This is a genomic window from Sphingobacterium sp. ML3W (assembly GCF_000747525.1).
Taxonomy (GTDB): domain Bacteria; phylum Bacteroidota; class Bacteroidia; order Sphingobacteriales; family Sphingobacteriaceae; genus Sphingobacterium.
In genome coordinates this window covers 1,190,714-1,202,190 of the sequence record NZ_CP009278.1, presented here as the reverse complement: position 1 = coordinate 1,202,190, position 11,477 = coordinate 1,190,714, and the positions used below count along the sequence as shown (strand labels likewise).

The following is an 11,477-nucleotide window of genomic DNA, read 5'->3' as shown; positions in this document are numbered from 1 at the left end:
TCTTATCTTAAATAGCTTGACTAAATAATTTCTTTTCTCCCTTAGACTGTTGGAGCTTCAAATCAAATTGCATACATACATTCCTCAAAAAGGACTTACCTAATGGAGAAATCGTGATAATATCCTCTTCCTCCGTAACCAATCCTTCCAATATCATCACTTCCAATCTATTTAAAATCGCTTCATTGAAAGGAAACCCGCTAACGAACTTTGTTTTTCCTTTACACATGAGGTCCAGGATATACCGCCTAATGACCAAATCTTCTGGATCAAGTAGGTGCCCTTTCACTACAGGGATTTCATTTTGTGCTAACAGTTTTTGATACTCTTCGACACTTTTCGCATTTTGCGCAAAACCATCCCACGAATCACTGATAGATGACACTCCCAAACCAATAAGAAGTGGGCGATAACGATCGGCATATCCCATAAAATTACGATGGAGTCTTTCTTGCTGAAAGGCAAGAAACAGCTCATCACCTATCCTAGCAAAATGATCCATCCCGACATCCTCATATCCAGCCTCTTGTATTAATTTTTTTCCAGCTGTATATAGCGCTAATTTTTCTTCGCCTCTTGGTAGATCTTCTTCTGTATAATGACGCTGCCCAGGTTTAATCCAAGGGACATGGGCATAACTATAAAAAGATATGCGATCCGGATTCAGTTTTAGAGATGCTTTTAGCGTATCGGTTATGGTCGCTAGGTTCTGTTTAGGCAAACCGTATATTAAATCAAAATTAATAGAAGTGTAGCCAAGTGTACGTGCCTCTCGCATCACACGCTGCACATCTGCCACTTCCTGTTTTCTATTAATTGTGAATTGTACTAATGGATCAAAATCTTGAATTCCTAAGCTCAATCTTCGAAAACCTAATTGATACAAAACAGCTAAGTGCTCATAAGTCGTATTACCCGGATGCGCTTCGAATGAAAATGACGCATCTTTAGCGATTTGAGCTTGTGCTTTAATACCGTTAATCAGTTTTGCAAGATGTTCTGGTGCAAAAAAAGTAGGGGTTCCTCCACCGAGGTGAATTTCAGAGATCAAAGGCGCACCATCCTTCAATATTGCTGTATACATCCCCCACTCTTTTAGTAAACTAGTTATATATGGTATTTCAACCCTATGGTTTTTTGTAATTCTTGTATTGCATCCACAGTAGGTACATAGACTTTCACAAAACGGAAGATGGATATAAAGACTTATTCCAGCATCTTTCGATTTTTGATAGGAATGGTAGACCCTTGTAGACCATTCATCAGGAGAAAAATGATCATTATCCCAAAAAGGAACGGTTGGGTAACTCGTATAACGTGGAGCTGCAACATTGTATTTTTCGATTAATGCTTGCAGTCTAGATTCGCTTGTATTGTCTATCATGAACCTATGATTTTACAGGACAATCTTTCAAACAGCAACAAGCGGTACCTACGCATTTTCCTGCGCCCCACAAATTCAAATTACGGATCGTTTGTTCTGCAATTCCTTTTGGACTTTGATCTTCAAATGGCGTATTGGCTACTTGTATATCTAAATTTCCCGCTTCCACCAAATCAATATGATCGGTTCCTAAGGTACGTGTCATAATTCTGGCCACCCCCATACTTTTTAAGGTCTGGATCATGGAAGACTTCAAAATATCAGCTCCCGAAATGACCACAACATCCTTTCCCGAAGCATACACTTTAGTTTCTTCATTAAGGCCATTGGCGATTAATGTCAAATCATGCATTTTGCCATTGGCTACTGCTAACAACTCCTTTTCATGAGTCTGAATACTATAAACAACTACTTTCATGCGATCTCTTTTGAAATTCTAAATCCGAATAAAACAAAAGTAAATAGACTTCAAATTCTTACACATGAAGTTGGTCAGCTAAAAAAGTGATCTTCGTCACATATTTAAGCGATAATGGTCAATGGTCTAAAAATATAAAAGGGGTGGATTCTTTTGAATCCACCCCTTTTATATTTTATAGTCAGCAAAAAATGCGCTATTGCTTAATATTTCGAAGCTTTTTAACCGATATAATACGGATTGCACTTTTCTCTTTAGCAATTAGATCTTCATCTCGAAAATCAGAAAGAATACGAGAAACAGTTTCATTTGCAGTACCTGCAATCGTCGCTATTCCCTCTCTGGATATCTGAATAACACATTCATCGTCATTCCCCAGGTCCATACTTTTTTCAACAACACTGATTAAGGCATTTGCGATTCTTTTACGAACGGTACCATAGGCGAATCCCAGCAGCTGTTCTTCTTTTCCCCTGATATTACCCGTTAGTAGTTTAATAAACTTTCCTGCTATCAGTGGTTTTCGGTACATCAATTCAAAAAAATCTTCCTTACTAATGAGTGCAATTTCAGATTTATCAACAGTTTCCACATTATCGGAGTATTTCTCATTCAATAACATGGCTTCATAACCTAGATATGTACCTGCTAACTGCATATCTGTAGAAAGTTCACGCCCATCTTCATAACAAAGAAAATTTCTGACAGTTCCACTTATTACAAAATAAACGAATACCGGAGAATCTCCTTGTTCGTAAATGGGTTGCTTTTTTTTAAATACTTTAACACGCGATTTATCGACCAATTCCTTTAACAGGAAATCTTGTTCTTCAGAACTGAGGTATAAAGAATTCTTGATGGTGATGGCCTCTCCAATTTGTCCACGTTTTTTAAAACGAACGTCTATCGCATTTAGCAGTTCGACGTCATCAAAAGGTTTTGTTAGATAATCATCAGCACCCAATTCCATCGCTTTTCGCATATCCGAGCGTTCAGCTTTAGCAGTCATAAAAATAAATGGAATATGAGCCGTTTCTTCGTTTTTACTGAGAATATATAAAACCCCATAACCATCCAATTCGGGCATCATAATATCGCACAATATCAAATCAGGTAAATGAGTGGTTGCAAGTTCCACTCCAGAGCGTCCATTTTCTGCAGCGATTACATGATATTGACCGGTTAACTCCAAAATCTCTGTCGCTCCCTCTCGGATATCTGAATTATCTTCTATAATTAGTATTGTCTTCTTTTCCACTTACAACTATTTTTCTTGCGTAAATATCATCTTAAAAAAAGCTCCTTCATTAATGGCAGATTTATATTCCAATGTGCCCTCCATGAGGTGAACATAGCGTTTCACGATATTCAATCCAAGTCCAGTACCCGGAATATTACCCGTATTATGTGCTCTAAAAAATGGTTCAAATAGATTGACCTGTTCCTCTACAGGAATACCAATGCCATTGTCTCGCACTTTTATAATACAGGTATCCGCGTCAACTATCGTATTAAATTCAATGAAAGTGTCTTCTCCGGAATATTTTATGGCATTTGAAATCAAATTGACAACTGCATTTTTCAATAAGTTAGCGTCCAGCATAAATATACCAACGGCACCGGTATGTTGATAGATGATATGTTGATTTTTCTTACAGATCAATTGCATCTCTTCAGTAATTTCTTCTGCTAATTCGACTACATTAATCATCTTTTTATCTACCGTGACCACTCCAGCTTCGAGCTTTTCTAAGGAAAGAAAATCATTTAAGATGCTCGTTAGTAATTGAACTGAACCTTTGATCTTGTTGGTATGTTTTAGCACACTAGCAAAATCGGGTTTTTCGATATATTTATCGATTAAGGCTGCGGATAATTGCACCGAACTCAATGGCGTTCTAAACTCGTGTGAAGCCATGGAAACGAACCGCGATTTTAACTGACCAAGTTCTTTTTCTTTTTCCAAGGATTTGGAGACTTCAGCCTTTGTTTTTTCCAACTCCGACACCAGCATGATCAAATCCTTCGTTCTTTCGCTTACTTTTTGCTCCAGTTCAACGGCGTGTCTTTTTAGTCGATTTTCTGCCAGTTTCTCTCGTGTAAGGTCATGAATAAATCCGGTAAAAATATTTCTTCTTTTATACCATACCTCACTCACAGCCAAACGAAACGGGAAGGTGGTTCCATCTTTTTTCCTTCCAAGAACCTCCCTTCCTATCCCGATTATTTTTTTATGACCTGTACTTTTATAATTACTGATATAGCTATCGTGCTCACTATGGTACGGCTCGGGCATTAACATCGAAACATTATTGCCTATTACCTCTTCTCCAGTGTAACCAAATAAACTAGAAGCTGCCGGATTGATAGATTCTATAATACCGCGATTATCAATGGTAATAATCCCATCGATAGCATGATCAATAATCGCCTCTAAAAGCTTCGCACTGTCCATGAACTATTTTACTAATTTTTTATATTTTAGACGATGTGGTGTAACATCACCAAGTCTTTTCTTTCTATTTTCTTCATATTCCGAATAGTTACCCTCGAAGAATCTCACTTGAGAATCACCTTCAAAGGCTAGAATATGTGTACAGATACGATCTAAGAACCATCTATCGTGGGAGATGACTACAGCACAACCACCAAAGTTCTCCAACCCTTCTTCTAAAGCACGTAAGGTATTTACGTCAATATCGTTGGTAGGCTCATCTAAAAGCAGTACGTTAGAACTTTTCTTTAATGTAATTGCCAAGTGTACACGGTTACGCTCACCACCTGATAAAACACCTACTTTCTTTTGTTGATCGGCACCGTTAAAGTTGAACTTAGAAACATATGCTCTCGAGTTTGACGAGCGATTGCCCAGCATGATATTTTCATTACCATCGGTAATATTTTCCCATACTGATTTCTCAGGATCAAGGTCATCATGGTTTTGATCTACATATCCAATAACAACGGTTTCACCTACTTTAAATGTACCGGTATCCGGTTGCTCTTGACCAGTGATTAGGCGGAATAAAGTTGTCTTACCAGCACCATTGGGACCAATAATACCTACGATACCAGCAGGAGGAAGTGAGAAACTTAAATTTTCAAATAAAATACGGTCACCATAGGCTTTAGAAATATTATCCGCCTCGATCACGACATTTCCTAAACGCGGTCCTGGCGGGATGAACAGTTCTAATTTTTCTTCACGATCTTTCGTTTCTTCAGATGCTAATTTATCATAGTTATGAAGACGCGCTTTAGATTTGGCATGTCTCGCTTTTGGCGCCATACGTACCCATTCCAACTCGCGCTCTAATGTTTTCTGACGTTTTGATTCTGTTTTCTCTTCTTGCGCTAAGCGTTTTGATTTTTGATCCAACCAAGAAGAGTAATTTCCTTTCCAAGGAAGACCTTCGCCACGATCCAACTCAAGGATCCAACCAGCCACATTATCCAAGAAGTATCTATCGTGGGTAACGGCAATGACAGTTCCTTTATATTGTTGTAAATGTTGTTCTAACCAATCAATAGACTCTGCGTCCAAGTGGTTGGTAGGCTCATCCAACAATAAAACATCCGGTTCTTGAAGTAAAAGACGACACATTGCTACACGACGACGCTCACCTCCTGACAAATTGGCAATCTTCGCATCTGGTTCAGGACAACGTAAAGCATCCATTGCGCGTTCTAATTTCGAGTCAATTTCCCAAGCATTAGTCGCATCAATAATATCTTGAAGCTCACCTTGTCTGTTTAAAAGCTTATCCATCTCATCTGCATTTTCATACACTTCTGGTAAGCCAAATTTTTCATTAATTTCTTCGTATTCTTTTAAGATAGCAGTTATTTCAGCAACACCCTCTTGGACAATTTCCAAAACAGTTTTTTCAGGATCCAAAATAGGCTCTTGCGCTAAATAGCCAACAGAATACCCTGGAGAGAAAACAACTTCACCTTGGAATGATTTATCTAAACCGGCAATTATTTTTAATAATGAGGATTTACCCGAACCATTAAGACCGATTACACCAATCTTTGCACCGTAGAAAAAAGAAAGGTAAATATTTTTTAAAACTTGTTTTTGAGGGGGGTAGATTTTGTTGACACCCGCCATTGAAAAGATTATTTTTTCGTCTGACATACTAATCAATTATACTTTATTTGGACAATAAATACACACAAATGTAAACTTTTATACTGACATTTTGATCGAATTTGTAGGATGGCTTAATTGTTGATAAATATTACTAAAATATTAAGGATTGATAAAGTAAATTTATTACATTTATATCATTCTGGTCATTAAAAGAAAGGTAAATTACATGGAAGCAAAATTTTCACCGCGCGTAAAAGATGTCATATCGTACAGTAGAGAAGAGGCTTTGAGATTGCGTCACGATTATATTGGTACGGAACATTTATTGTTAGGTCTGATTCGTGAAGGTGATGGCATGGCAATCAAGATTCTGAAAAATATCGGAATCGATACTGCAGCTTTACGTCTATCTGTAGAGGAGGCCGTGAAAAGCTCATCTGTATCTCGCGCTCCTATTGGCAATATGCCACTTACAAAACAAGCAGAAAAAGTACTTAAAATCACATATTTAGAAGCTAAGATTTTTAAAAGTGAAATCATAGGAACAGAACATTTATTATTGGCAATTTTAAGAGATGAGGATAATATCGCTTCTCAAATATTGCAGCAATATCAAGTGAGTTATGATATCTTCAAAGCGGAAGTAGAACAAAATAAGACAACAATTCGTGATGAGGCTCCAGGATCGTCGACTGGTGATGACGATTACCCTGAGGAAGAGCAATTCATTCAACCTAAAAAGGTCTCTGATATTAAATCTAAAACTCCGGTTTTGGATAACTTCGGACGTGACTTAACAAAAGCCGCAGAGGAAGGTCGTCTTGACCCTATCGTAGGTCGTGAAAAAGAAATAGAACGCGTTTCTCAGATTTTATCACGTCGTAAGAAAAACAATCCGTTGTTAATCGGAGAACCGGGTGTTGGTAAATCTGCGATTGCAGAAGGACTTGCACTACGTATTGTACAACGTAAGGTATCACGTGTTTTATTCGGAAAACGAGTTGTCACACTTGACTTAGCCTCTTTAGTTGCTGGCACGAAATATCGTGGTCAGTTTGAAGAGCGTATGAAAGCGGTGATGAACGAATTGGAGAAATCACCTGATGTGATCTTATTTATCGATGAAATTCACACTATCGTGGGTGCTGGTGGAGCTTCGGGTTCATTGGATGCATCCAACATGTTCAAGCCAGCATTGGCGAGGGGTGAAATTCAATGTATCGGTGCTACAACATTAGATGAGTATCGCCAATACATCGAGAAAGATGGTGCTTTGGATCGTCGTTTTCAACGCGTAACCATTGAGCCAGCGACTCATGATGAAACGATTGAAATTTTAAATCGTATTAAAGAAAAATACGAGGAGCATCATAATGTAAACTATACTCCGGAGGCTATTGAGGCTTGTGTAAGCTTAACGACTCGTTATATAACCGATCGTTTCTTACCTGATAAAGCTATCGATGCATTGGATGAGGCTGGTTCTCGTGTGCATTTGACGAACATACATGTTCCACAAACGATTATTGATATCGAAGAGAAAATCGAAGAAATCAAATTAGAGAAAAATCGTGTGGTTCGTAGTCAAAAATATGAAGAAGCTGCTAAGTTACGTGACACTGAGAAAAAACTGTTGGAGGAACTCGACCGTGAAAAATTAGCATGGGAAGAAGAAACTAAAGCGAAACGTTATGTCGTAACTGAAGATAATGTTGCTGAAGTTGTTTCGATGATGACGGGTATTCCTGTACAACGTGTGAGCCAAACAGATAGTCAAAAGCTATTGAACATGGGTGACTTGATGAAAAATAGAATCATTGGACAAGATGACGCTGTACATAAATTAGTGAAAGCTATCCAACGTACACGTGCAGGTTTAAAAGACCCGAAAAAACCAATCGGTTCATTCATTTTCCTTGGTCCTACTGGTGTTGGTAAAACCGAGCTAGCAAAAGAGTTAGCGCGCTTTATGTTTGATTCTCAAGATGCGTTGATTCAAATCGACATGAGTGAGTACATGGAGAAATTTGCGATTTCCCGTTTAGTGGGAGCGCCTCCGGGATATGTGGGTTATGAAGAAGGTGGACAATTAACAGAGAAAGTCCGTCGTAAACCATACGCCGTCATCTTATTGGATGAGATTGAAAAAGCACATCCTGATGTCTTCAACTTGTTGTTGCAGGTATTGGACGAAGGTCAATTGACAGATAGTTTAGGTCGTAAAGTTGATTTTAGAAATACAATCATCATCATGACTTCAAATATCGGAGCACGTCAATTAAAAGAATTTGGTCAAGGTGTTGGATTTACCACTGCGGCAAAAACTACACAGGCGGATTCACATTCTAGAACTGTTATCGAAACAGCTTTAAAACGTGCATTTGCTCCCGAGTTCTTAAACCGTATTGATGATGTAATTGTCTTCAACTCGTTATCTAAGGAGAATATCTTTAAAATCATTGATATTGAATTGCAATCTCTTTTTGGTCGAATTACAGATTTAGGCTATACGATAGACTTGAGTGATGTTGCTAAAGATTTTATTGCAGAGAAAGGATATGATACTAATTTTGGAGCCCGTCCATTAAAACGAGCAATCCAGAAGTATTTGGAAGATCCAATCGCTGAGGAAATATTAAAAGGTGATATCAAATCTGGCGATCGTCTAAAAGTCGATTTAAATACTGAAACGAAAGAAATTGAAGTAGTTGCCGATCGTTCTGAAAGACCAATCGAGCCTGCTGATAAGAAAGAAGATTAATAGAATTTGAGTTATTTATAAAAATGCACCATTAGTGGTGCATTTTTTGTTAGTAGTGTTAATAGAATGTTAAACTTTTACATCGTTTGACAATCTCATTAGTTTAGAAAAGAAAAATAAAGATATGAAAAGAATTTTATCAGCCCTATTAATAGGTGGTGCAACCTTAACTGTGTTTAGTTCTTGCACGAAAGAGTATATTACTGAAGAAAACATAACTGTTAATCCAGGCAGATCTTTTATTTATACGATCAAGCCAAATCAATGGACTTCTGATAATAGCGGTCGCATTATCCATAAGCTAAGTTTACCAGAGCTTACACAATATTACGTTGATCAAGGTGACGTTTCTGTACATATGAGCTTAAATAAAGAATCATCGTACAAAATTCTTCCTGCTTCATTTGCATTTGATTATGGTAATGGACAATCGGCTCCAATAAGTTTTCATATTGATTACAAAATAGGTGAAGTGATGATTATTGGTGAGGATCCATTGGATGATGCCTTAATCAATTTTCCAACGAGAGATTTAATTGTCAAAGTTATAATTTCAGACACAGACTATGTCGAATAACAGAAAAAGCCTCAGTGCGTAAAATTCTGAGGCTTTTTTATGTTCATTTTCTATTAGCTGCCCCTCCTTACTTAAAACCTTAACATGAGGTATGTGCTGTAAAGATAAATTTGTTTTAATAAAAAATATGAATCATTTTTTGTTGCGTATTAGGTGTAGTTCTCCTTGAACTGTGGTACGGATTCTAAGCCATGCCTCCCATTATTTTTTGGTTGCTCATCATCATCTTTTCCTCCTTCCAATCATTGATATCTTATTTTTATCATCATCTGGACAGAAGCTGATCCTTCCCCTATTTTCATACAATATCAAGCCAGCGTCACGAATGGCGCTATAAACCACTTCTCTATTACTCTGATAATGTACGGATACCGTGACTAACTTATCCTGCGGCAAACAGTCCCATTGTTTTATAGTAAACCCTTCCCAACGGCTCATTTCGTCTACAAATATCCTCAATGATATATTTTTATAAGTGCGGATTTTACGGGTCCACATCTTAGCCATTTCAAAATCCACATTAACTTCTCGAAAAAGAGTATCTATTTCCAAACCTGATTTATCCGACCGTTCTGCCATCAGTACCCCAAGATCACCGGGGCAATACAAGAGCTCGCTTTTCCTCAAACTATAGGAATACAGATCCACCTCCCCATTATTAAGCACCAACTTGGTATGATCCTTTGTTGCTCTAATGACAAAGTCGCTCGCTGTTGCAGTCACTTTACCTTTCACAGTACCTACAACCAGTGTGTTTTTACTGGTCGCCATATAAGCCTCACCTATCAAATCAATGTAAGTGGTGTCCCTTTTCTGTATCGGGTATCGCACCCAAGACTGCGCATTCATCCTGATGCGGGTACCATCTTCGGTCTCCAGTACACATTGTTGCCGTGCTTCCGTGTAGATTTCCAGATTTGCTATCATTGTTGGCTCTTCATAACCATCACCTTCTACTTTTTCAATCTTCAACACACCCTCTCTAGTTCTGCTAATCAATAAATCCCCCACCTGCTTTATCCTTCCCACATCATCAGGATATACTTTTACCCAGGTCGAGTCTCCGACCAATAGCATACAGGAAGACTCTTCAGACGGGATATCTCCGTCATGCGCAAAATGCAGACTGTTGCTTCCCACTGACAGTATATAATTAACATCATCTCGTACTTTGAAATAATTAATAGCGACGGAGCCAAAGAAGAAGAGTACAGCCACAGCAGCAACAATAGCCAAGAATATCTTTTCATCCTTTGGCATTTTTACTACTAATTCCTCATCAAGTTTTAAGGCTTTTGCTCTTTTGATGATAGCCTCAACATCAGGCTGCCAATCCCGCAATATACCTTTGGGCAATTGTCCGCCCAGATCCCGTAGCACCTCGATAACCATCAACTCATACACATCTTCCGAATACCGAGACTTCTCCCGTTCCAACAACAGCTCTTCCACTGTGGTAATCTCTTCCAATAATTGCTTTCTGATTAAGTCTTCAATATTTATATTGTTGTGTCCCATTTTAATCCGTTCTAGTATATGAATAACTCAATTGAATGTTCCGATCAACGCTTAAATAGCTTTCTGATCTTCCTCTGTGCAGAACTCAGTAAGTTCCTGACCCGTTGCGGCTTGAGCTTATGGACTTTTTCCAATTCTTTATTATCCATTCCATCGACTTTAGAGCCTATCAAAATATTCCTTTCCATTGGAGTAAGCTCTGTTGCCTGTAGCATCAGCTCATTAAGCGTCTCTTGGTAGACCAGCTTCGTATCCGCCAGTTCATTACTGCATACATCCACATGGTCTTCGATTGGTTCTTTAAGATGCTTTCGTTCAGACCGAAGTGTACAATAAGCAATATTTCGAGCTATCGCCATTATCCATACAAAGGGATCAGCCATTTCACCAATGTTTCGATGATCTTTCCATATCGCTATCAATGTAAGCTGAAACACATCTTTGACCAATTCATCATCATTATGAATAAAACGGCTGATCTGCCCCAATAATTGAACTCGAAAATGTTCTACGATGAGCCGTATCCCCTGATCAGGATCATCAATCAATGTACTAAAGGTTTCCTTTTCCATATCTTAGGTTTTACTTCCATATTTCATATATCCCAACCATTTTAATAAAAATTATCAACCTGATAATCAGACATTTAAAAAATAAATGAAAATACAGGGGGTACATTTCCTCTAGTTAGGACAGTTATATATAGAAGACGATGAAATTATT

The 11,477-nt window shown here is 38.0% G+C and carries 9 protein-coding genes; 2 read left to right on the top strand and 7 right to left on the bottom strand.

Annotation, left to right across the window (positions count from 1 at the left end):
* Positions 1-7: 7 nt before the first annotated feature.
* The 5 genes from hemN to ettA form a co-directional block, all read right to left on the bottom strand.
* Positions 8-1,384 (bottom strand): oxygen-independent coproporphyrinogen III oxidase, encoded by a 1,377-nt coding sequence (hemN, locus tag KO02_RS05205; protein WP_038696436.1) that lies wholly within the window; start codon positions 1,382-1,384, stop codon positions 8-10.
* A 4-nt stretch (positions 1,385-1,388) separates the two neighbouring features.
* Positions 1,389-1,802 carry a lactate dehydrogenase gene (locus KO02_RS05200; protein ID WP_038696434.1) on the bottom strand — a complete coding sequence of 138 codons (414 nt, stop codon included), beginning with the start codon at positions 1,800-1,802 and terminating at the stop codon, positions 1,389-1,391.
* Between the two features lie 196 nt (positions 1,803-1,998).
* Positions 1,999-3,060: a response regulator gene (locus KO02_RS05195; protein ID WP_038696432.1), complete on the bottom strand. Its 1,062-nt coding sequence runs from the start codon at positions 3,058-3,060 to the stop codon at positions 1,999-2,001.
* A 6-nt stretch (positions 3,061-3,066) separates the two neighbouring features.
* Positions 3,067-4,257: a PAS domain-containing sensor histidine kinase gene (locus KO02_RS05190; protein WP_038696430.1), complete on the bottom strand. Its 1,191-nt coding sequence runs from the start codon at positions 4,255-4,257 to the stop codon at positions 3,067-3,069.
* A 3-nt stretch (positions 4,258-4,260) separates the two neighbouring features.
* On the bottom strand, positions 4,261-5,943 hold the full coding sequence (ettA, locus tag KO02_RS05185) for an energy-dependent translational throttle protein EttA (RefSeq protein WP_038696428.1): 1,683 nt from the start codon (positions 5,941-5,943) through the stop codon (positions 4,261-4,263).
* 181 nt (positions 5,944-6,124) lie between these two features.
* On the opposite strand from ettA, the gene KO02_RS05180 reads away from it, so the two are divergent.
* Both KO02_RS05180 and KO02_RS05175 read left to right on the top strand, forming a co-directional pair.
* A complete protein-coding gene (locus KO02_RS05180) occupies positions 6,125-8,659 on the top strand; it encodes an ATP-dependent Clp protease ATP-binding subunit (RefSeq protein WP_038696426.1) in 2,535 nt (844 codons plus the stop codon).
* Between the two features lie 124 nt (positions 8,660-8,783).
* Positions 8,784-9,236 carry a hypothetical protein gene (locus KO02_RS05175; RefSeq protein WP_038696424.1) on the top strand — a complete coding sequence of 151 codons (453 nt, stop codon included), beginning with the start codon at positions 8,784-8,786 and terminating at the stop codon, positions 9,234-9,236.
* Positions 9,237-9,458: 222 nt separating this feature from the next.
* Here KO02_RS05175 and KO02_RS05170 read toward each other — a convergent pair whose 3' ends face one another.
* Together KO02_RS05170 and KO02_RS05165 are read right to left on the bottom strand one after the other, a co-directional pair.
* Entirely contained in the window at positions 9,459-10,754 is a 1,296-nt protein-coding gene (locus KO02_RS05170) for a FecR domain-containing protein (RefSeq protein ID WP_038696422.1), read from the bottom strand.
* A 44-nt stretch (positions 10,755-10,798) separates the two neighbouring features.
* Positions 10,799-11,326, bottom strand: a complete 528-nt coding sequence (locus KO02_RS05165; RefSeq protein WP_038696420.1) for an RNA polymerase sigma factor — start codon at positions 11,324-11,326, stop codon at positions 10,799-10,801.
* Between the last annotated feature and the right edge of the window lie 151 nt (positions 11,327-11,477).